Origin of the sequence: Gallaecimonas kandeliae (assembly GCF_030450055.1) — a bacterium.
Taxonomy (GTDB): domain Bacteria; phylum Pseudomonadota; class Gammaproteobacteria; order Enterobacterales; family Gallaecimonadaceae; genus Gallaecimonas; species Gallaecimonas kandeliae.
Genome location: NZ_CP118480.1, coordinates 3,612,504 through 3,633,019 on the forward strand (window position 1 = coordinate 3,612,504; position 20,516 = coordinate 3,633,019).

Sequence of the window (20,516 nt, forward strand, 5' to 3'; positions counted from 1 at the left end):
CGGCCCCGGCCACAAAAAAGCCCGCCATAAAGGCGGGCCCAACACGCAAGCAGCTATTGTCGGTGTTGTTAAACGCTGTAGTAGAGCTCGAATTCCACCGGGTGAGTGGTCATGGCGACACGCTGGGCTTCGGCTTTCTTCAGGCCGATGTAGGCGTCGATGGCCTCGTCGGTGAAGACGCCGCCGCGGGTCAGGAACTCACGGTCGCTGTCCAGGCAGGACAGGGCCTCTTCCAGGCTGGCGGCAACGGTGGGGATCTCGGCCGCTTCTTCGGCGGGCAGGTCGTAGAGGTCCTTGTCCATGGCGTCGCCGGGGTGGATCTTGTTCTGGATACCGTCCAGGCCGGCCATCATCATGGCGGCGAAGGCCAGGTAGGGGTTGGCGGTCGGGTCGGGGAAGCGCACCTCGATGCGGCGGGCTTTGGGGCTGGCCACGTGGGGGATGCGGATGGAAGCGGAGCGGTTGCGGGCGCTGTAGGCCAGCATGACCGGGGCCTCGAAGCCGGGCACCAGACGCTTGTAGGAGTTGGTGGAGCCGTTACAGAAGGCGTTCAGGGCCTTGGCGTGCTTGATGATACCGCCGATGTAGTAGAGGGCTTCTTCGGAGAGGCCGCCGTACTTGTCGCCAGCGAAGATGTTCTTGCCATCTTTGCTCAGGGACTGGTGGCAGTGCATGCCGGAGCCGTTGTCGCCGACGATGGGCTTGGGCATGAAAGTGGCTGTCTTGCCGTAGGCGTGGGCGACGTTGTGCACCACGTACTTGTAGATCTGGATCTCGTCGGCCTTGGTGGTCAGGGTGTTGAAGCGGGTGGCCACTTCGTTCTGGCCGGCGGTAGCCACTTCATGGTGGTGGGCTTCAACGACCAGGCCCATCTCTTCCATCACCATACACATGGCGGAACGGATGTCCTGGGCGGAGTCGACGGGGGCGACCGGGAAGTAACCACCCTTGGTCATGGGGCGGTGGCCCTTGTTGCCGCCTTCGTATTCACGGCCGGTGTTCCAGGAGGCTTCGTCGGAGTCGAGCTTGTAGAAGCAGCCGGACATGTCGGCGCCGAAACGGACGTCGTCGAACATGAAGAACTCCGGCTCGGGGCCGAACAGCACTGTGTCGGCGATGCCGGTGGACTTCAGGTAGGCCTCGGCGCGCTTGGCCACGGAGCGCGGGTCGCGATCATAGCCCTGCATGGTGGCGGGCTCGAGGATGTCGCAGCGCAGGATCAGGGTGGCCTCTTCGGTGAAGGGGTCCATGACGGCGGTGTTCAGGTCGGGCTTGAGCACCATGTCGGAGTCGTTGATGTGTTTCCAGCCGGCGATGGAGGAACCGTCAAACATCTTGCCGTCTTCCAGGAAATCCACGTCCACCTGGTGGTGAGGGATGGAGACGTGCTGCTCCTTGCCCTTGGTGTCGGTGAAACGCAGGTCGACAAATTTCACTTCGTGTTCTTTGATGAGATCGAGAATGTGCTCAACGGACATGGAAAAAAGCCTCCGGTTGGATGTAGTTGACGCCTGGCTGGGGCATCGATGGCCTCTCTGCTACAAATCCCTTGCCAAGTTGCCAATTACTTGTTTTTTAAGAGCAAAATGAGAAAGCCCCCGGCCAATAGCCCCGGGACTTGCACCATGACGGATCGCAACTTGCACCATGTTGGTGCAAACCGAGATCACAGGTACCGAAATCAGTTTACGCTGGGTACTGTTAAAGTCATGTGGCTTGAGTACAATAGCGGCCATTTTTTCATCTGGGGTCCTGTTCATCCCAGAACGGTGCTCATTACTGTGCACTCCCATCACTCCTGGAAAAGTTATGCAAATTCAACAACTTCGTAACGTAGCGATCATCGCGCACGTCGACCATGGCAAGACCACCCTGGTAGACAAGCTGCTGTCCCAATCCGGCACCCTGGAAAGCCGTGGCGAGATGGCCGAGCGTGTGATGGACTCCAACGACCAGGAGCGTGAGCGCGGCATCACCATTCTGGCCAAGAACACCGCCATCCGCTGGACTTCCCCCGCTGGCGAAGAGTTCCGCATCAACATCGTCGACACTCCCGGACACGCCGACTTCGGTGGCGAGGTAGAGCGGGTACTGTCCATGGTCGACTCGGTGCTGCTGCTGGTGGACGCCCAGGAAGGCCCCATGCCCCAGACCCGTTTCGTGACCCAGAAGGCCTTCGCCCAAGGCCTCAAGCCGATCGTGGTCATCAACAAGATCGACAAGCCCGGCGCCCGTCCCGACTGGGTCATCGACCAGGTCTTCGACCTGTTCGACAACCTGGGTGCCACCGACGAGCAGCTGGACTTCCCCATCGTCTACGCCTCTGCCCTTAACGGCTGGGCCAGCAAGTCCGACAGCGAAGTGGGTGCCGACATGACCGCCCTCTTCGAGACCGTCGTCGAGAAGGTCTCCCCCCCGGACGTCGACCTGGACGGCGGCCTGCAGATGCAGATCTCCCAGCTGGACTACAGCTCCTACGTGGGCGTTATCGGCATAGGCCGCATCAAGCGCGGCAAGGTCAAGGTCGGCCAGCAGGTGACCGTACTGGGCGCCGACGGCACCAAGCGTAACGGCAAGGTCGGCCAGGTGCTGGGCTACATGGGCCTCGACCGCTTCGAGACCACCGAAGCCACCGCCGGCGACATCGTCGCCATCACCGGCCTCGGCGAGCTGAAGATCTCCGACACCGTCTGTGACGTCAATGCCCTCGAGGCCCTGCCGGCCCTGACCGTGGACGAGCCCACCGTCACCATGAACTTCTGCGTCAACACCTCGCCCTTCGCCGGCAAGGAAGGCAAGTTCGTGACCTCCCGCCAGATCCTCGACCGCCTGACCCAGGAGCTCAAGCACAACGTGGCCCTGCGCGTCGAAGAGACCCAGGATCCGGATACCTTCCGCGTCTCCGGCCGCGGCGAACTGCACCTGGGCGTGCTGATCGAGAACATGCGCCGTGAAGGCTTCGAGCTGGCCGTTTCCCGTCCCCAGGTCATCCTGCGCACCAACGAGGCAGGCGAGAAGGAAGAGCCCTTCGAAACCCTGACCGTGGACGTGGAAGAACAGACCCAGGGCGGCGTCATGGAGGCCCTTGGCCTGCGTAAAGCCGAGCTGCGCAACATGGACATCGACGGCAAGGGCCGCGTCCGTATCGACTTCATCATCCCGGCCCGTGGCCTGATCGGTTTCCAGACCGACTTCATGACCATGACCTCCGGTACCGGCCTGATGTACCACAGCTTCGACCACTACGGTCCCCACAAGGGTGGCAACATAGGCCAGCGCAACAACGGCGTGCTGATCTCCAACGCCACCGGCAAGGCCCTGGCCTACGCCCTGTTCAACCTGCAGGAGCGCGGCCGCCTCTTCATCGGCCACGCCGCCGAGGTTTACGAAGGCCAGGTGATCGGCATCCACAGCCGTGACAACGACCTGACCGTCAACTGCCTCAAGGGCAAGCAGCTCACCAACATGCGTGCCGCCGGTACCGACGAAGCCCTGACCCTGGTGCCGCCGATCAAGATGACCCTGGAACGCGCCATGGAATTCATCGACGACGACGAGCTGGTGGAAGTCACCCCCCAGAGCATCCGTATCCGTAAGCGCCACCTGACCGAGAACGACCGCAAACGCGCCTCCCGTTCCGGCAGCTGAGCCCTGTGACCTTGAAAAACGGCGCCTGATGGCGCCGTTTTTTTATGTGGCCACCACCTTGTCCCTGCCCGTCTGCTTGGCCTTGTAGAGGCGCCTGTCCGCCTCCCCGATCCAGGCGCGGTAATCGGCCAGGGCCGGGCCCAGGCTGGCCACGCCGGCGCTCACCGTCATGGGGGTATTGCCGCGGGAAACATCTGCCACCATGTGGCGGATGCGCTCGGCGATCAGCACCGCAGAGTCAGCTGGGGTGCCGGGCAGCAGCAGGCCGAATTCCTCGCCGCCCCAGCGTCCCAGTTTGTCCTGGGGCCGCAGTTGCAGGCCCATCAGGGTCGCCAGCTGCTGGATACAGCTGTCTCCCACCTGGTGGCCGAAGTTGTCGTTGATGGCCTTGAAGTGGTCTATGTCCAACAACACCAGGCTGGCCGGCACCCCAAGCTGCTGACTGCGGCGAAATTCCCGGCGCACCAGTTCCTCCCAGTAGCTCTTGGTGTAGAGGCCGGAAAGGCCGTCCAGGTGACTCAAGTGTTCGATCTCCTTGCGCTGGCGGCTTAAGCGCAGGGACAACCTATGGGTGATGGCGCCGATCATCAAGGGGTAGGTGGCCAACATGGGCAGGCACCAGAGCACCTGCTCCGGCTGGGTGCGCCACTGCCAATGCCAGGCCCCGGCCGCCACCATGAGGGCGACCACCAGCGCCTGGCCGGCCAGGCCCTTGAGGAAGAGCCGGGGGCCGCCCATGGCGACGTTGTCCATGCCCAGCATCACCAGGATCAGCGCCGAGGGCAGGGCGTTGAAGCCCATCAGCGGCACCCAGGCGGCGCCCAGCAACGCATCCAGCAGCAGGTGCTGCTGCTCTGCCCGGTAAGGATGGGGATGGTGCAGGCCGCGCCAGTAGGCGATATGGGGCCAGAGCAGGGCATTGGCGGCCAGCAACAGCCAGAGCCACCAGGGGGTAGGCAGCTCCCAGAGCACGGCCGCCACGCATAGGCCACCCAGGGCCAGGCCCAGGACCCTGGGCCCGTAGATACGCCTGACGATACCTATGCCCTGACCCGCCATGCTTCGCCCATCACAGCCCGAATGTTCTGAGCCTATGCAAGGAAAAGGGGATCCGCCAGCGGTTCAGGGGGCCGGGAAATGCCCCCGCTTGATGAAGAGCAATGTATCCCCCGCGACCTTGAGTTCGGAGGCGTGCCAGGCAGGGCGCCGCAGCCAGGTACCGGGCCCGTAGCGGCCCTTGGCGTCCAGCAAGGTCCCGGCCAGCACCAGGGCCTCCACCTGCCCCTCCAGGGCCGGCAGGCAGGCGGAGGCGCCCTGCTGGAGGCGGACAAGGGCGCTGTATTCGCCCTTGAAACTGTGCAGCGGCAGCTCCACCGGCAGGCCGGGATCGCAGCGCCAGGGCCTGGTGTCTATGGCCAGGGGCCTGGCGTCGCCGTCCTGGAACTGGTCCAGCTTGACGAAGAGGGTGCAGCCGCTTTCGCTGAAGGGGGCATGGCGGCTGCCTGGGGGATTACGCAGGTAGGTGCCGGGGCCATAGTCGCCACTTTCGTCGGAAAAGACGCCCTCCAACACCAGTATCTCCTCGCCCCTGGGGTGGTTGTGGGCCGGGAAGCGAGCCCCTGGGCTGTAGCGGACCAGGCTGGTGACATGGCCATGCTCGGCAGCCTCACGTTCCAGGGGGCAGCGGCTGACCTCGCCCCCCGGGCTGTCGAACCAGGGGGCCTTATGGCTGTCCACCGTCACGGGCAGGGTAAAGTCCAGGTTGTAGGGCAGAGCGATCATGTGGCGGCATTCCAGTGGGCCAAGCTTCCACTGTAGTATGCAACCAGGGCCTGGACGGCAAAAAGGGCGCCAGGCGCCCTTCGATTTTGCAAGCGTATTATTTTTAGTCAGAAGTTCAAAAGCTCAGAAGCGCCAGCTCAAGGTCAGCTGATAGGCCACAGACGAGGGGCCCACAGGCGAGACCTGGTTGCTTTGCTGTTGGCCAGGCATGGGTACCGTCTCCAGGTGGCCCTCGAAACCCAGGGTCAAGCTGTTGCTGACCTTGATCTCCAAGAGCTTATGTTCCACAGCCTTGGCCTGTTCACCGGCCTGGAGTTGGGGGACTTGCCCCTGGTACCAGTCGATGTTGGGTTCGACTTCTTCGCTTTGGATTGTTTTTAGCGTTACCGCCATGGCGGGCGTCCCTGCCAACGCGACCAGCATTCCTATCAGAACTCGGTGCATTGTCTTAGCCCTCTTTCCCACCTCTGCGCCCCAAGAATGATTCAGGTGGCATTCAGCGACCAAGGCAAAATTTTCACCTATCGGGAACCCGATGCTCAATTAGCAAGCACTACATTGCGTAACTAACTGTTGCAGAAAGGAATGCAAAGCCAGGCAGGGCCCGGGGGCTATTTACGTTTCTGCTACCTGCATCACAACTTTCCGGTAACAGCCAAAAAGGCGCTACCGAAGGCAGCCGGCGCTGACCTTGCTACGCTGATCTTGAGGCAGCAAAAAAGAGAGGGGGCACCATGACCGATAGAGGCAAAGGTTTCTGGAAGCCCTGGCTGGGTGGCCTGATCCTGGTGGCCATGGCCGCCATTCCCGGCAGCAAGCTGACCCTGGACTGGCTGGGAGAAGAGCTGACCCCAGAGCCACCGCCCCACCTGGTGGAGGCATTGCCTGCCGGTTACGACCCCTTCATCCCCTCGCCACCCTATGCGGGTCCTCACCCTTCCCTGGTGCCCTTCGACGCCGGCGCCTTCCAGCTGCCGGTGCAGCCCGGCGAGGTTGGGCCCCTGGATAGCTTCTGGCCCCCCGACTACCCCTTCGCCTGCGCCACCGAGGAGTCCGATCTCGGCCAGCCCCTGGTAGACAACCAGCAGGGCGCCGGTACCCCGGTGCAGGGGCCGGACGGCCAAGTGCTGGGCTACAGCAAGGATTGCCGGCTCAAGACCCGGGTCGACTATTACTACCTGCCGGCCGGTCAAGATCCTGCCCAGGACCAGTTGAAGCCGCTGCCAGCCGGCGCCCTTCCCGCCGACATGGGATACAAGGACGGCAAGCCGCTGGTTCTGCGCATCGAGCGCGGCACTCTGGGCCGCTACATCTACGGCATCGCCATGCTGGCCGACCCCAAGGCGGGTCTCGGCGACGCCAGCCGCTGGAACCAGAGGATCATCTTCAACTTCAAGGGTGGGGTCGGCATCGGCAGTTACCAGGGCCGGCTGCGCCTGAGCGACATGACCAAGCACCTGCTGCCCCAGTTGCTGGCCGGCTATGCCGTGCTCAGCTCCAGCGGCAACATCACCAGCACCCATTACGATCTCTGGCGGGCCGCCCGCAACGCCCAGCTGGTCAAGGCCCAGTTCGTGGCCCGCTACGGCCAGCCCCGCTACACGGTCGGCATCGGCGGCTCGGGAGGCGCCGTCCAGCAGTACGTGTTGTCGGAAACGGCTCCCGGCCTGCTGGACGCCCTGGTCCCCCTCTACTCCTTCCCTGACATGGTGACCCAGTCCATCTGGGCCCTGGACTGCGAACTGCTGGAATACTATTTCGACCAGGAAGCAGGCCCGCGCTGGCAACGCCAGGAGGAACGCACCCTGGTGGAAGGCCTGGCCGCCTCCAGCACCAAGGAGCAGCGCTACCGGCGCTTCGAGAACTGGTCCCAGTGGCTGCAGCTCAAGTCCAGCCGGATGCCCCCCGGCGCCACCGAATGTGCCGCCAGCTGGCGCGGCCTGGGGCCCATGACCAACAACCCCCGCTATTTCCATAGGGCCCGCTTCTTCGCCCCCGAGCTGGCCAAGGCCATGCACTTCAGCTACTGGCACGACCTGGCCCCTATCTACGGCCTGGACGACCAGGGCTACGGCTACCGCACCTTCGACAACCTCGGCGTCCAGTACGGCCTGGAGGCCCTCAAGGAAGGCAAGCTGAGCGTGCCGGAATTCCTGCACCTCAACGCCCATATCGGCGGCTGGAAACCCCCGGCCCAGCAGCAGCCGGAGCGCTACTGGGTACTGTCGGGGGACGAAGACCTGACCCGGCTGTCGTTGTGGAGCGACCAGAACATGCAGAAAAGGCCCGGCGGCGTGCTGCCGTTGAGCTTCTTCCAAGGCCCGGCCCCCAAGACGCTCGAAGTGGCCCGGCGCAACCAGGGCTACCCTGCCGCCCAGGCCGCCGCCTACCATGGCGGCCAGGTGTTTCTGGGCCGTGAACGCCTGCCCACCATCGACTTCCGCCCCTACCTGGATCCCAGCCTCAACATGCACCACTCCTTTGCCAGCCTCTCGGCCAAGGCGCGGATGCTGCGCGCCCAGGGCAGCGCCGACAACCTGGTGATCTGGATGGCCGACAAGCCCTATGAACCCATAGCGAAGATCCTGGCCCTGGTGGACAGGTGGCTGACCACGGGCCGCAAGCCCGCCGAGGCGGTGGACAGCTGCTTCAAGGGAGACGGTGAGGTGATAGCCCAGGGCCCAGGCGTCTGGGACGGCCCCTGGGACGGCAAGGCGGAAGGGGCCTGCCTCCAGGCCTTCCCGGCCTACAGCTCGCCCCGCAACAGGGCGGGCAGCCCCCTGGCCGGGGACATCTTCAGGTGCGCCCGCATCCCGGTCGATGCGGCCCTGGCCCAGGGCCTCTACGCGCCTGTCGACATGAGGCCCTGGCGGGATTGGCTGAAGCTGGTGTTCAAGGACGGGGTCTGCGACTACAGCCAGGGGGACCAGGCCAGGCCCAGCGACGAAGACATGGGCCTGGCACCATGAAAAATGCCGGCAGCTGCCGGCATTTGCTCAGGCGGCCCCTTTCCTGGGTAGGGCGCCCGCCTTTTCCATCTGGGACGCCACTGAACCGCCCTGGTTCTTCATCAGCTGGTCCAGCAGGTGTTCCTTGTCCAGCATGCAGTGGGTCTTGAGCTTGCTCATCTCCGCCATGGTGGCGCTCACCTCGTCCAGGAAGGTCTTGAGCAGCTTGGGCATGTACTGGCGGCTCTGGTAGAGGGCGTACATGTCAGCCCCTTCGATGTCCCAATCGGGCAGTACCCGCACCAGGCGCCCTTCGTTGACGTAGGGCAGGGCCAGGAACAGTGGCAGGAAGCCCACCCCCAAGCCGGACACCAGGGCCTCACGGGCGAAGGTGACGTTATTGCAGTGCATGCGGCCCTTGGGCTGCACCGTCACCCGCTCCTTGCCCTTGTTGAAATGCCAGGGTTCGTAGCTGTCGCCTGCGGTCTTGAGCAGGACGTTCTCGTGGTCGGCCAGATCCTCGGGGTGCATGATGGCGCCGTTGCCTTCCAGGTACTCGGGGGCGGCCACCAGCACCTTCTGGCTGGTGCCCAGGCGGCGGGCGATGAGGTTGGAGTCCTGGCCCAGGCCGACCTGGATATGGACATCCACTCCTTCCTGTACCATGTCGATACGGCGGTTGGTGAGCTCGGCGTCGATCTCCACGTCCGGGTACTTCTGCATGAAGTGGCCCAGGAAACGGCCCATCAACAGCTGGCCCAGCTCGATGGGCATCACCACCTTGAGCTTGCCCCGCACCTGCTCGGCACGGGTGGTGACCAGGGCCTGGGCGTCGCCCAGGTCGGCCATGATCCGCGAGCAGCGCTCGTAGAAGGCCTGGCCCGTCTCGGTCAGGTTGAGCTGGCGGGTGGTGCGGTTGAGCAGCCGGACGCCCAGCCTCTCCTCCAGGTCCGCTATCTTGCGGCTGACGGTGGCCTTGGTCATGCCCAGCCTTTCGCCGGCCGCGGTGAAACTGCCAACCTCGACTACCTTGGTAAAGACTTGAATCTCATTAAGATCCACTGCAACCTCCAGCTCCGGCACCGTTGTTCTAGATAAGAAACAGTACGTATCATACAACACGACTTATCAAAATAATGGAACAGAGTTAGGATGTCGACCTTCATTATGGAGGTCCAATGTCTCGAAGAATTCTTTTCCTGCTGGTGCTGGTGGTCCTGGGAATAGGAGCCGGCGCCTGGTGGTGGCTCCACAAGGGCCAGGAAACGACGGATAACGCCTACGTCAAGGCGGACATAGTGCCGATCATGAGCCGCATCAACGGCACAGTCACCGCCATACTGGTCGAAGACAACCAGCAGGTGAAGGCCGGCACCCCCCTGCTGAGACTGGACCCCAGCGATTACCAAGTTGCCTTGACCCAGGCCCAGGCGGCCCAAGCCCAGCAGCAGGCCGTGCTTGACCACCTGGTCGACCGCCAGCAGGCCCAGCAGACCATGGTGCAGTCCGCCAAGGCCAGCCGTGACGCCGCCGATGCCGAACTCAAGCGCGCCGAGCAGCAGGCCAGCCGCCTGTCCCGCCTCTCCGGCAAGCAGTACGTGTCCGCCGACGACCTCGACGCCGCCAAGCTGGCCCGCGACGCCACCAAGGCCCGCCTGGCCCAGGCCCAGTCCCAGATCGCCACCGAGGAGGCCCAGCTGGCCGTGATCCTGGGCGAGAAGCCCCAGTTGGAAGCCCTGCTGGCCGCCGCCAAGGCCAAGGTCGAGGAAGCCAAGCTGCAATTGTCCTATACCACCATAGTGGCCCCCCGCGACGGCATGGTCACCAGCCGCCAGGTGCAGCTGGGCCAGAGCGCCGCCCCCGGCGCCCGCCTGCTGAGCCTGGTGACCCCCCATATCTGGGTGGAAGCCAACTACAAGGAAACCCAGGTGGCCGACATGAAGGTGGGCCAGCCTGTTGACGTGGAGGCCGACGCCCTGTCCGGGGTCAAGTTCAAGGGCCATGTCGAAAGCTTTGCCGGCGCCACCGGCTCAGAGTTCGCCCTGCTGCCGCCCCAGAACGCCACCGGCAACTTCACCAAGGTGGTGCAGCGCCTGCCGGTACGGATCGCCTTCGACGCCGGCCAGGACTTGAGCGTCATGCGCCCCGGCATGTCGGTGCTGGCCAGGGTACACACGGAGTAACAGATGGTCTCGCGGATCCCCAAGAATTGGCTGGCAGTAATGGGCGCCCTGGTGGGCGCTTTCATGGCCATATTGGATATCCAGATCACCAACTCCTCCCTCAAGGAGATCCAGGGGGCCCTTGGGGCCACCCTGTCCGAATCCTCCTGGATCGCCACCGCCTATCTGGTGGCGGAAATGATCGCCATACCCCTGACCGGCTTCTTCACCCGCTGGCTGTCGCCCCGGCGCTACCTGCTGTGGAACAGCGCCGGCTTCGTGCTGGCCTCCCTGGCCTGTTCCTTCAGCTGGAACCTGGAGTCCATGATCGCCTTCCGGGCCCTGCAGGGTTTCACCGGCGGCGCCCTGATCCCCATGGCCTTCACCTTGATCATGACGCTGCTGCCCAAGGAAAAGCAGCCGGTGGGCATGGCCCTGTTCGGGGTCACCGCCACCTTCGCCCCCTCCATAGGCCCCACCCTGGGCGGTTGGCTTACCGCCACCTTCAGCTGGCACTACCTCTTCTACCTCAACGTGCTGCCGGGGCTGCTGGTGATGGCGCTGCTGGCCATGGGCCTGGACAAGCGTGACCGCGACGACGACGAGCTGGGCCGCATCGACATCTTCGGCATGATCACCATGGCCCTGGGCCTGGGCGCCCTGGAAGTGGTGCTGGAGGAAGGCTCTAGGGACGACTGGTTCGACGCCGAATACATCCGCTGGCTGTCGGTGATCTCCGCCGTCAGCCTGGTGCTCTTCGTCTGGCGCCAGTTCAGCACCAAGTTCCCCCTGGTGAACCTGAAGCTGTTCCGCAACAGCGACTTCACCAAGGCCTGCCTGGCCTACTTCGCCCTGGGCGCCGGCCTCTTCGGCTCCGTCTACATGGTGCCGCTGTTCCTGGCCCAGGTGCACGACTACAACGCCATGCAGATCGGCCTGGTGCTGATGTGGGTGGGCTTCCCGCAGCTGCCGCTGTTCCCGGTGATCCCCAAGCTGGTGAACAAGGTGGACCCCCGCTACCTGGTATTCGCCGGCTTCGTGGGTATCGCCATCAGCATGTGGATGAACATCAACATGTCGGTGCTCTACGACGGCGCCTTCCTGATCCCGGCGCTGCTGGTCAGGGCCATGTCCCAGCCCTTCATGATGGTGCCGCTGTCCATCATCGCCACCCAGAACATCTCCAAGGAGGAGGCCCCCTCGGCCTCCACCCTGCTCAACGTGATGCGCAACCTCGGCGGCGCCGTCGGCATCGCCATGCTGGCCACCCTGCTGGACGTGCGCAGCCGCCACTACCTCTGGCAGGTCAAGGAGACCCTGGTCACCGGCTCCCAGAACCTCCACGACTGGATGGCCCAGGCCAGCCAGATGATGGTGGCCCAGGGCGGCAGCAGCAACCAGGCTTATGGCCTGCTGATGCAGGAGATCAAGAAGCAGGCCGCCGTCATGGCCTACAACGACGGCTTCCTGCTGATGGGTGGCCTGCTCTTCATCGCCGCCCTGTCGGTGATCGCCATCAAGCCCGCCCATAAGCAGCAGGCCCAGCCCCAATCCCAGGCCGACAGTCCCCAGGTCGAAAAGCAGGCAGCCTGAAAAAATTGTGATAAAACATCCGGATACCAGAAGGAGATCCGGGTGAAAGCCCCTGCCCCCTGTTGCTTCTCGCCCTGCCGGCCCTGGCCCAGGGCGATCTCGCCGCCCGCCTCTGAGGCCGTTGCCAGGCATTCACCCCGCACCAGGAGCCTTTGGTCCTGATGCCATTGCCTGGCAACGCCATATCCGCACACTGGGGAAAAACACCAAGGACTATCCATGAACCGCATCGCACCCGTCGCCGCCCTCTGCCTGGCCCTGCTGGGCGGCTGCGCCCAGACCCAGCAGCCCCAGGCCAGCTCTGCCGAGATCCAGCACAGCGCCCTGGCGGCCCTGATGGACCAGTACTGGCAGGCCGCCGGCCACTATGACGAGCTGATCGCCAGCAGCGATAACCCCCTGCGCAGCGCCGGCACCCTGCCGGACCTGTCCCCCAAGGCCCTGGCCGACCAGGACGCCTACTGGCAGCGGCTCAAGGCCAGCATAGTGGCCGTGCCCACCGCCAGCCTCGACGACCAGGACAGGATCTCCAAGACCATGCTGCTCTACGAGCTGGATGACCGCCTGGACAGCTACCGCTTCGGCGCCCAGATGATGCCGCTGACCTCCGAGTACGGTTTCTGGGCCGACATCGCCGACATGAAGAGCCAGATGCGCTTCAAGGACGACGGCGACTACGACCGCTACCTCGGCGCCCTGGCCGGGGTGCCCCGCTACATGGCCCAGCAGACCCATTGGCTGCAAGAAGGCCTGACCAAGGGCATCACCCAACCCAAGGCGGTACTGGGCCTGGTGGGCCAGAACATCCAGTCCTACACCAAGGCCGAGCAGTTCCTGAGCCCCTTCGACAAGCTGCCGGACGGCGACCCGCGCAAGGCCAAGGCCAAGGCCCTGGTGGAAAAGCAGGTGCTGCCCGCCTTCCAGCAGTTCCATGACTTCATGGTCGACACTTACATACCCGGCGCCCGCGACAGCATAGGCCTCTCCGAGCTGCCCAATGGCCGCGCCTGGTACAAGAACCGCATCCAGCACTACGTGACCCTGGACATCAGCCCCGAGGAGGTCCACCAGCTGGGGCTGAGCGAGATGGCCCGCATCCACAAGGAGATGGACGCCATCATCAAGGAGCTGCACTTCAAGGGCAGCTTCCAGGACTTCCTGCACTTCCTGCGCACCGATCCCCGGTTCTACGTGGACAGCCCCGAGCAGCTGCTCAAGGAAGCCTCCTGGTACGCCAAGCGCGCCGACGAGCTGCTGCCCCGCTACTTCGGCAAGCTGCCCCGCAAGACCTACGGCGTCGAGCCGGTGCCGGCGGCCATAGCCCCCAACTACACCACGGGCCGCTATTCCGGCTCGGCCAGTGACGACAGGCCGGGGGAATACTGGGTCAACACCTACGCCCTCAACGTGCGGCCCCTCTACGAGCTGCCGGCCCTGACGCTGCACGAGGCCGTGCCCGGCCACCACCTGCAGATCAGCCTCGCCCAGGAACTGACCGACCTGCCGCCCTTCCGCCGCGAGGCCTACATCAGCGCCTTCGGCGAGGGCTGGGGCCTCTACTGCGAACACCTGGGGGTGGAAGCGGGTTACTACCACACCCCTTACGAGCGCTTCGGCCAGCTGATCTTCGACGCCTGGCGCGCCGCCCGCCTGGTGGTGGACACCGGCATCCACTGGTACGGCTGGAGCCGCGAGCGGGCCTTGCAGTACATGGCCGACAATACAGGCCTGGCGCTGCATAACGTCCAGACCGAGACCGACCGCTACATCAGCTGGCCGGCCCAGGCCCTATCCTACAAGCTGGGCGAGCTGACCATAGAGCGGCTGCGGGCCAAGGCCGAGAAGGAACTGGGGCCGAAATTCGATATCCGCCGCTTCCACGACGCGCTCTTGGCCAACGGCGCCATCCCCCTGTCCACCATGGAGCGGGAGATCGATGCCTTTATTGCCCGTGAGAAGGTTCGGAAGTGATTGAAGGGGACTGGCGTCCCCTTTCATCCCCGCAAAAAGCCTCCTGTTCAAGGGGGCTTTTTTGTTTACTTAAGGCTTATCTATCAGTAGCTTGGTTGCTGAGCAGAGAAGGAACAGACAGGCCCTTTGGCGACGCAGATGGAAGTTCTGAGGGCGGTAGCGTGGGTTTTGACATGACTGCCTAGCTTGCCGCTACAAACGGGTCCCGAGTTGGAAGCCGTCCATGGCGGTTCATTCCGGCTCGCCCTTCCAGAGGCTCGCGCGAAGCAGCATGAAAGCATGCTTTCATTTCGAGCTTCGCCCCGGCGGCACGGCTGTTTGTTCGCGGGGGGCGCCCCGCAGGCACGGCTTTATTGCCGGGTCCCGCCCCGGCGGGCGGGTTACTTTCTCTCTGTGCAAGAGAAAGTAACCAAAGAGGGCACCCCCGCTTCCGCCGCCGCTGCGCGGTGCCCTCACGTCCAGCTGCTTGCCAGGAACCGGTTCATACGCGTGTCCAGACGCGTATTCACCTGTCTCGCCGTCCATGGCTCGACTTCCTTCACGCAGCCTCCCGCTCGGCGGCTCCAAGGGGGATAGAGCCCCCGCCCCCACCGGCAGGCCATGGTCTACTATTCCAATCACGCAGCTTCGATGCTGCCTTTCCACACAGTACAAGGAGCGTTTCTCATGGCTATACCAACCCCCGTCAACGGCCAGATCACCGATTCCGTTACCCAGGCGGCGGCCAGGTTGTCGGACGACAGCCAGGTGCTGGGCACCGTCAGCCAACTGCTGGTCAGCATCTCCCACGCCTTGGGTGAGGCAGACCGCCACGGCCAAGCCATCCGCGCCGGGCACAGCCACCAGGGCCACAGCGCCGCCTATGAGATCATCGAGAAGGCCTTTGAAATGGCCAAGGAAGAGATCCATGGGATCAGGGCGAAGCTCGAAGAGAAAGCACCGCTTTCTCGCAGCTGAGCGCGAGTACACAGGATGTACGAGCCGGGTGCCTCGCCAGGACGGCTTCCCAAGGGGGGACCATCCGGTGCAACCCTGGGCGAGAATAATGATAGGGAAGAGTTCGATGATGGAGAGCTGCAACTCAAGGGCGGTAGTGTGGTTTTTAATGTGCCTGCGGCACGGCTTTTGTTTGCGGGGGGCGCCCCGCGGCGCGGTACTTTTGCGGCAAAAGTACCCAAAACCCGGCCCCACGCTTCGCTTCTCCTTCGCCTCTGGTCGTTATCAGACCACCGGCTCATACGCGCTCCCGGCACGTATTCACCTGCCTCGACGTCCCTGTCTCGGCTGGCCTTTCACTTCCGGCGGCTCAGCGCTGCGCTTAACGGGGCGAAGAGCCTGTATCGACCAGCCCGGTTAGCTACTTCAAGGCCGCCAGTTTCGTTCAGGATTTTTGGACGGGAATACAGTATATCCAGCCGGGGAGTGGCAGTTTGGCACCTTTATCACGGATGCCGGCTCGTTTTTGCGCAGCGATGCCAGGGGAGACACAGTGATAACCATGAAGATCAATGGGTTAACCTCCCCCTTGAAGTGGTCTAATGAGTAAGAACGAGCCGGCTTCATAACTATTGTCATGGTTCAAAAAGGGAACGCAGCTAATGTTAGCGATATTTACTGGATTGCTTGGAACTTTGATTGGCTTATTTTTTGGCAATCGATTGGCATTAGGGCGAGAGAAAAGGAAAGAATTTAATGAAATTGCTTTGCCTATTTTTGAAGTTCTGGAAAAGCAAAGGATTTCCGCTAAAAGTGGCTCTTTTCCAAATAGCGCAAATTCCTTTGGGGAGAACTCTCTTATAGGGTTAAAGCAACATATATCTTCTTCAAAATATAAAAGGCTAGATATTTCTCTAGCCAATTATGTGCAAGCAAAGAAATCCTGTGGCACCTTCAATTCGGTCGGAGACTATGATTTCAACAAACCCGACGTTCTAATTTCGGCAATAGAAGATCTACAAAAATATGTTCGTCGTAAGTAACCATAACAAACCGCAGCAATCGCTCCACTTTGTCTGCCCCTGTACGGGGCGTTATACATAAAAGAGATCGTAGAGGCGTATGAGCAAAGGAATCACAAGCACAGAAGGACTGATTAGAAAGGTCTTCAGCCTTTCCAAGGCTGATGATGAATTACTTTTCTATCGAGGACATTCTGACAAAGATAAGTACAAGCTTGAGCCATCGTTACACAGGAAGACTAAACATATAGAAAATGAGGCCGTTATGTTTAGGGAGCTATTAATATCAAATCCATCTGACTTTATAGGTGACTTGTCCGCCCTAGATAAACTAGTAAGAATGCAGCATCATTCATTGCCTACTCGCTTGCTTGATATAAGCTCAAATCCACTAATGGCGCTTTATTTTGCTACCAAAAGCAAACCCGACAAAACCGGCCAAATTATTGTTTTTAGGATCAAGAAAAATGAGGTTAAGTTCTTCGATAGTGATACGGCGAGTTGTATTTCTAATCTTGCTAGGCTGCCGAAAGATGATAAAGAAAAACTTAATCTAACCCTTGGCATCGATGATTTCAATGAAACCGAAGAGGCAAAAAGGTTGGTTCATTTGATTAAGGAAGAAAAGCCATTTTTCTTAAGCCGATTAATTCCAGGCGATCTTGAATCAATTGTTTGCGTAAAAGGGAAGATGAATAACAACAGAATTTTATCTCAGTCAGGTGCTTTTTTGCTTTTTGGTCGTAATGCGGTGCTTCCTGAGGCCGGCACCACTTCTATAGGTGTTGAACGCATCGACATCAATAAGGATGCAAAGGAGAAAATACTCGGCGAACTGGATAGCTTGAATATCAATGAAAGCACGGCGTTTCCTTACATTGAAAATTCAGCGAAATATATATCGAGCAAATATAGCACATAACAATGCCATGATCGCGAATGACAAAAATCTACGCTGCGTTCCGCTTTTTTCTCCGGTTATAGTAGTCATTAGAGTTTTGAAAGGAAATCAATATGCCATCTAGTGAATTTTCATATTGTTCGTGGTGCTTTCAGAAGACCAGGCACATACTGCTTGAGCAGAACTATTTAAGAAGGAACCTATATAAATGTTCTTCCTGTGAAAAGAAAACCCTCGAATGTCGTTTTTGCAAAAGTATGGCAAGGGGTGGCGAGTGGGATAATGAGCTTTGTGCTGAGCATGATGGTTCAATAGCAAGCTTTGAAAGGCTTTCGTTACAATTAAATGACATTACAGATTATGAAGAAATATTTAGAAGAGATGCAGTCAACATACAAAAAGTTGGAACAATCGCAGCCCTAAGCATTGGTGGCGCTGCAGTTCTTGGTCCCATTGCACTAGCAGCGGCTCCAGCAATTGGTGGAGCCATAGGAACAAGCATTTTAGGGTTGTCTGGTGCGGCTGCAACTAATGCTGGTTTAGCTGCAGTAGGTGGTGGTTCCTTAGCTGCAGGTGGCCTTGGAATGGCTGGTGGGGCTGCAATATTAGGAGCTACCGGCGCTGCACTCGGCGGGACTGCTGGTGGTGTAATTTCTAATAGTTATTTCAAAGACGTTGACGGTTTCGAAATTGAGCTTATTAAAAAAGGAAAAGGAGCTAAGGTTTTATTCATTGACGGATTCCTAACTGAAAAAAAACCAACCCCTTCAGATTGGGAAGAATCGCTGGCTAAAATGTACCCTGATAATCCATGGTATTACGTCAGGTGGGAGTCAAAAAGACTTTACGACATAGGTAAAAATTTATCCGCTCATGGCGGCAAAGTAGCAGCTCAAAAATTAATAACAGAGTGGGCAAAAAAAGCTGCAAAACAGGCCGCTAAACGCCTTGGGCCTGTTGGAAATGTAATGACTGCTCTGGGGTTGGCTTCTAATCCATGGAGTATTGCTTTGGTTAAGGCAGGCCAAACAGGGGTTCTTTTAGCGGACATTATTGCGAGAACAAATTCGGAATACATTTTGTTTGGACACTCACTTGGCGCAAGGGTGATTTACTATGCGCTAGAAACTTTGAGCACTAAAAAATCAAACTACATCACAGATGCCCATTTGCTTGGAGGTGCTGTTGGAAACAAAGCAGAGGACTGGAACAAAGCTATATTAGCGACCAATGGCCAAATCAATAATTATTACAGCACTAACGACTGGGTACTGGCGACATTCTACAAGGCTGGGACGTTTTTTGCTAGCAGCCCAATTGGAAGAAACCCTATTGAAACAGGTGCTGGAAAAATAGAAAATATAAACGTTTCAGATACTGTAGCCGGACATACAAAATACAAAGAGAACTTGAGTCGTTTTTGTAAAATATAAAAACAAGATCTAATAAGTCAAATCACACGGATGCAGCATAGCTGCACCCGCGTTTGAAGCATTAGAGCCTACAGGAGAAAGTCATGGAAAATAAAAATGACAAGAAGCGCTTCCTCAGTTATGAGCTAGGCCTTCTTAGCCTTAAAGCTTCCCTTTCTACTAGGGATGGTGATGCCCCCGTCTATGCGAAGGGAATCAAGTCCCATCAGAGGAAGAAGGAAAAGAAGATTCTTCGTGCTGTACTTGAAAAGCTAGAGCAGAAGTACGCCAAGGGGGGTGTTACGGAAGATGAGCATATTGAGTTCATCAAGAACACTGCGGACGAGGTCACAAAAAAACTCGGGAACAAACTTCACAACGGCAGATTTAGAATTGGTATCGCCCAAAAGCTGATCAACCTGCACCTGAAATATCTTTGGGCAACTGGCTATATTGAAGAGCCACCGCATTGCCCAATTGATGGGATCATTCGCGATAAGGCGAAGATCACCTACGACTGGACAACCAATGACTCCATTGATGATTATAAAAACGCCGTAACGGAACTCAGGGAAGTGGCAGGCAAGAGAGGTTTGTCCGTCTGGGAGCTTGAAGAATTTCGCCGAAGAGACGAAGAGTAGGCTCTAACAACTCTTTTCAGGCCGACGTTGGACCTCACCCGCTTTAACTAACTGGCTAAATTTTATCAAGTGCAATCTAACAACGTAATGATGTTTTAGAATAGGCGGATAACAATTGGAAAACAGGATACCTTTACCAACTGACAACATTTATAAATTCTATGCGCTTTTTGGCCTGGTTATTTTTATCTTTAGCCTTTCATCAGTATTATATCTTAATCGGAGCACTAACGATTTCTTCTATAATACGGCACTTTCAATTGAAGCATTAGAGTCGATTAAAATCCGTACTCCAGTTCAAGAAACTGATCTTAAGTTACTGAAAAAGAAAATGGACGTTTCTCTCGACGACAAGAATTTTCTTCTACGGTGCTCCGGCGGGGTAGGTGGATTAGGGCTGCTCTTGATACTATTTGGATTCTATCGCTGGCATACCAAGGTTCAACCTTTACAAGATGAATTGACAGAACTCACAGTGCAGAAGCTGAGAAAAGATTTGGAATCTCGCCCGCCAAGAAAGGCATTCAAACGTCGTTAGGCAGAGAAACCGCTGTACCGCCTCCGAATAACCAAGCCAGAACGGAGCTACCCGCTCTTATGCCCGTTAAGTGCAGCGCTGAGCCGGCGGAAGTGGAGGGGCAGCTGAGACAGGGATGTCGAAGCAGGTGAGTACGCGTCGGGGCGAAGCTTGCACATGAAAGCACTGCTTTCGTGCTGCTTCGCGCGAGGTCCTGGATGGCCGAGCCGGAATGAGCCGCCAAGGACGGCTAGCCACTCGGGAGTTAGTCGAAGCTAGAGGCGAAGATCAAGCGACAAAATCGCCGGGAGCGATTTTGAACATCGGAGCTATGCGACGATGGCCCGTCAGGGCGAAGACCAGGACGGTCTGAGTAAACGTGGGCGATGGTTTTGCCTGGGAGGCCCCGCCTACTTTTTCCAACACAAAATCGTCTGGAACGATTTTGAATATCGGAGCTTGCGACGATTACCCGAAGGGCGAGGAGCAGGGATGGTCCGAGTAAAAGTAGGGCGCGTGCAGGGGCGCCCCCCTGCATTATCAAGTGGCTGGTGGTGGAAACACCTAGATTGTGATCCGGCAAGCCTTATAAGCCATGAGGAGCTTAAGTTGCCTAACAAACCGTGGGTAAAAATCTATGATGACGCCTGGGACGATTCTATCGTCGGGAATCGCGAAGGCCTGCTCGCTTTAAAACAGGTGATAGACGATGCGTTGGAAAATGAATGCGTAGAGGTCAAGGGAAGATTTGAAAGTGATTTCGGCTTGGTTGCACTGAAAAATGCGGATTGGGAGCAAATCGACCCACAAGAAGTAAAGGGAGTCATGCGCTTTATTGCTCCCGCTTTCTTGTTCGCGTGGTGTGTTGTTCTGCCAATTTACGCACTCTGGGCACTCTTCCGTAGTTGAAAGAGGGCACCTACCCTCAACAACCAAGCCAGAACGGAGCTGCCGTAGTTTCCCCCTTAAAGCCGCCGAGGTGC

At 59.1% G+C, this 20,516-nt stretch carries 17 protein-coding genes; 12 read left to right on the forward strand and 5 right to left on the reverse strand.

The genetic code is table 11. From position 1 onward, the window contains the following. Positions 1-68 precede the first annotated feature (68 nt). Positions 69-1,478, reverse strand: coding sequence for a glutamate--ammonia ligase (glnA, locus tag PVT67_RS17795; protein WP_301496079.1), 1,410 nt, complete (start codon positions 1,476-1,478; stop codon positions 69-71). 331 nt (positions 1,479-1,809) lie between these two features. Here glnA and typA point away from each other — a divergent pair, with 331 nt between their 5' ends. Next, entirely contained in the window at positions 1,810-3,648 is a 1,839-nt protein-coding gene (gene typA, locus PVT67_RS17800) for a translational GTPase TypA (protein WP_301496081.1), read from the forward strand. A 42-nt stretch (positions 3,649-3,690) separates the two neighbouring features. Here the strand turns inward: typA and PVT67_RS17805 are convergent, their stop codons facing one another. The 3 genes from PVT67_RS17805 to PVT67_RS17815 form a co-directional block, all read right to left on the reverse strand. Further along, positions 3,691-4,707 (reverse strand): diguanylate cyclase, encoded by a 1,017-nt coding sequence (locus PVT67_RS17805; protein WP_301496083.1) that lies wholly within the window; start codon positions 4,705-4,707, stop codon positions 3,691-3,693. A 63-nt stretch (positions 4,708-4,770) separates the two neighbouring features. Beyond that, on the reverse strand, positions 4,771-5,430 hold the full coding sequence (locus tag PVT67_RS17810; protein WP_301496086.1) for a cupin domain-containing protein: 660 nt from the start codon (positions 5,428-5,430) through the stop codon (positions 4,771-4,773). 123 nt (positions 5,431-5,553) lie between these two features. Next, entirely contained in the window at positions 5,554-5,823 is a 270-nt protein-coding gene (locus PVT67_RS17815) for a hypothetical protein (RefSeq protein WP_301496088.1), read from the reverse strand. A 341-nt stretch (positions 5,824-6,164) separates the two neighbouring features. On the opposite strand from PVT67_RS17815, the gene PVT67_RS17820 reads away from it, so the two are divergent. Next, a complete protein-coding gene (locus PVT67_RS17820) occupies positions 6,165-8,399 on the forward strand; it encodes a DUF6351 family protein (protein ID WP_301496090.1) in 2,235 nt (744 codons plus the stop codon). 27 nt (positions 8,400-8,426) lie between these two features. Here PVT67_RS17820 and PVT67_RS17825 read toward each other — a convergent pair whose 3' ends face one another. After that, the gene (locus tag PVT67_RS17825) at positions 8,427-9,500 is read right to left on the reverse strand and encodes a LysR family transcriptional regulator (protein WP_336407774.1); all 1,074 of its coding nucleotides are present in this window, start codon (positions 9,498-9,500) and stop codon (positions 8,427-8,429) included. 56 nt (positions 9,501-9,556) lie between these two features. Between PVT67_RS17825 and PVT67_RS17830 the strand changes: the two genes are divergently transcribed. The 10 genes from PVT67_RS17830 to PVT67_RS17875 all read left to right on the forward strand — a co-directional run bounded on the left by PVT67_RS17830 (position 9,557) and on the right by PVT67_RS17875 (position 20,442). Beyond that, positions 9,557-10,561 (forward strand): HlyD family secretion protein, encoded by a 1,005-nt coding sequence (locus PVT67_RS17830; protein ID WP_301496094.1) that lies wholly within the window; start codon positions 9,557-9,559, stop codon positions 10,559-10,561. Between the two features lie 3 nt (positions 10,562-10,564). Beyond that, positions 10,565-12,133 (forward strand): DHA2 family efflux MFS transporter permease subunit, encoded by a 1,569-nt coding sequence (locus PVT67_RS17835; RefSeq protein ID WP_301496096.1) that lies wholly within the window; start codon positions 10,565-10,567, stop codon positions 12,131-12,133. A gap of 219 nt (positions 12,134-12,352) precedes the next feature. Further along, positions 12,353-14,104, forward strand: coding sequence for a DUF885 domain-containing protein (locus PVT67_RS17840; protein ID WP_301496098.1), 1,752 nt, complete (start codon positions 12,353-12,355; stop codon positions 14,102-14,104). A gap of 666 nt (positions 14,105-14,770) precedes the next feature. Continuing rightward, positions 14,771-15,061 (forward strand): hypothetical protein, encoded by a 291-nt coding sequence (locus tag PVT67_RS17845; RefSeq protein ID WP_301496101.1) that lies wholly within the window; start codon positions 14,771-14,773, stop codon positions 15,059-15,061. Positions 15,062-15,702: 641 nt separating this feature from the next. Continuing rightward, positions 15,703-16,083 carry a hypothetical protein gene (locus PVT67_RS17850; RefSeq protein WP_301496103.1) on the forward strand — a complete coding sequence of 127 codons (381 nt, stop codon included), beginning with the start codon at positions 15,703-15,705 and terminating at the stop codon, positions 16,081-16,083. A 79-nt stretch (positions 16,084-16,162) separates the two neighbouring features. Beyond that, positions 16,163-16,984: an FRG domain-containing protein gene (locus tag PVT67_RS17855; protein WP_301496105.1), complete on the forward strand. Its 822-nt coding sequence runs from the start codon at positions 16,163-16,165 to the stop codon at positions 16,982-16,984. Between the two features lie 236 nt (positions 16,985-17,220). Then, positions 17,221-18,396 (forward strand): DUF726 domain-containing protein, encoded by a 1,176-nt coding sequence (locus tag PVT67_RS17860; protein WP_301496107.1) that lies wholly within the window; start codon positions 17,221-17,223, stop codon positions 18,394-18,396. Between the two features lie 83 nt (positions 18,397-18,479). Further along, a complete protein-coding gene (locus tag PVT67_RS17865) occupies positions 18,480-19,016 on the forward strand; it encodes a hypothetical protein (protein ID WP_301496110.1) in 537 nt (178 codons plus the stop codon). 115 nt (positions 19,017-19,131) lie between these two features. Further along, positions 19,132-19,554, forward strand: coding sequence for a hypothetical protein (locus tag PVT67_RS17870; protein ID WP_301496112.1), 423 nt, complete (start codon positions 19,132-19,134; stop codon positions 19,552-19,554). Positions 19,555-20,025: 471 nt separating this feature from the next. Next, positions 20,026-20,442 carry a hypothetical protein gene (locus PVT67_RS17875; protein WP_301496114.1) on the forward strand — a complete coding sequence of 139 codons (417 nt, stop codon included), beginning with the start codon at positions 20,026-20,028 and terminating at the stop codon, positions 20,440-20,442. Positions 20,443-20,516 lie beyond the last annotated feature (74 nt).

Coding starts and splice junctions, on each gene's coding strand:
- PVT67_RS17820 (WP_301496090.1), top strand. CDS start 6,165: ATGACCGATAGAGGCAAAGGTTTCTGGAAGCCCTGGCTGGGTGGCCTG.
- PVT67_RS17865 (WP_301496110.1), top strand. CDS start 18,480: ATGGAAAATAAAAATGACAAGAAGCGCTTCCTCAGTTATGAGCTAGGC.
- PVT67_RS17830 (WP_301496094.1), top strand. CDS start 9,557: ATGTCTCGAAGAATTCTTTTCCTGCTGGTGCTGGTGGTCCTGGGAATA.
- PVT67_RS17855 (WP_301496105.1), top strand. CDS start 16,163: ATGAGCAAAGGAATCACAAGCACAGAAGGACTGATTAGAAAGGTCTTC.
- PVT67_RS17810 (WP_301496086.1), bottom strand. CDS start 5,430: ATGATCGCTCTGCCCTACAACCTGGACTTTACCCTGCCCGTGACGGTG.
- PVT67_RS17805 (WP_301496083.1), bottom strand. CDS start 4,707: ATGGCGGGTCAGGGCATAGGTATCGTCAGGCGTATCTACGGGCCCAGG.
- typA (WP_301496081.1), top strand. CDS start 1,810: ATGCAAATTCAACAACTTCGTAACGTAGCGATCATCGCGCACGTCGAC.
- PVT67_RS17860 (WP_301496107.1), top strand. CDS start 17,221: ATGGCAAGGGGTGGCGAGTGGGATAATGAGCTTTGTGCTGAGCATGAT.
- PVT67_RS17845 (WP_301496101.1), top strand. CDS start 14,771: ATGGCTATACCAACCCCCGTCAACGGCCAGATCACCGATTCCGTTACC.
- PVT67_RS17850 (WP_301496103.1), top strand. CDS start 15,703: ATGTTAGCGATATTTACTGGATTGCTTGGAACTTTGATTGGCTTATTT.
- PVT67_RS17835 (WP_301496096.1), top strand. CDS start 10,565: ATGGTCTCGCGGATCCCCAAGAATTGGCTGGCAGTAATGGGCGCCCTG.
- PVT67_RS17875 (WP_301496114.1), top strand. CDS start 20,026: ATGGTCCGAGTAAAAGTAGGGCGCGTGCAGGGGCGCCCCCCTGCATTA.
- PVT67_RS17840 (WP_301496098.1), top strand. CDS start 12,353: ATGAACCGCATCGCACCCGTCGCCGCCCTCTGCCTGGCCCTGCTGGGC.
- PVT67_RS17815 (WP_301496088.1), bottom strand. CDS start 5,823: ATGGCGGTAACGCTAAAAACAATCCAAAGCGAAGAAGTCGAACCCAAC.
- glnA (WP_301496079.1), bottom strand. CDS start 1,478: ATGTCCGTTGAGCACATTCTCGATCTCATCAAAGAACACGAAGTGAAA.